At 59.0% G+C, this 227-nt stretch carries 1 protein-coding gene; it reads right to left on the bottom strand.

The features are described from left to right. Nucleotides 1-171, bottom strand: a 171-nt coding sequence (locus HMPREF3009_RS13810; protein ID WP_255366823.1) for a transposase family protein, incomplete at its 3' end; no start/stop codon positions are given. Nucleotides 172-227: the final 56 nt, after the last annotated feature.

Raw genomic sequence — 227 nt, 5'->3', positions numbered from 1 at the left:
GGTTAAAGATTCTTGGAAGATCTTCCTCTTGCATGAGTCGGCTGTGCATAAGAATCTGGGGACTTTTACGTGCAGCCTGGTGGGGAATCCGACGACAGGAAGATCAACGAGTCGACGGGTGATGTGGTCGCGCAGCTTGCCTGGCTGGCCGCAGTCCGGGCACGCGCCGATAACGGCTACTGGCGTGGTCTCAATGATGGTCAGCGGTCCGGCATCAGCGGCACCGG

Origin of the sequence: Corynebacterium sp. HMSC034H07, from assembly GCF_001815175.1 — a bacterium.
Classification (GTDB): Bacteria; Actinomycetota; Actinomycetes; order Mycobacteriales; family Mycobacteriaceae; genus Corynebacterium; species Corynebacterium hiratae.
The sequence above is the reverse complement of the archived record's forward strand: the minus strand, read 5'-3'. Positions and strand labels throughout refer to the sequence as shown.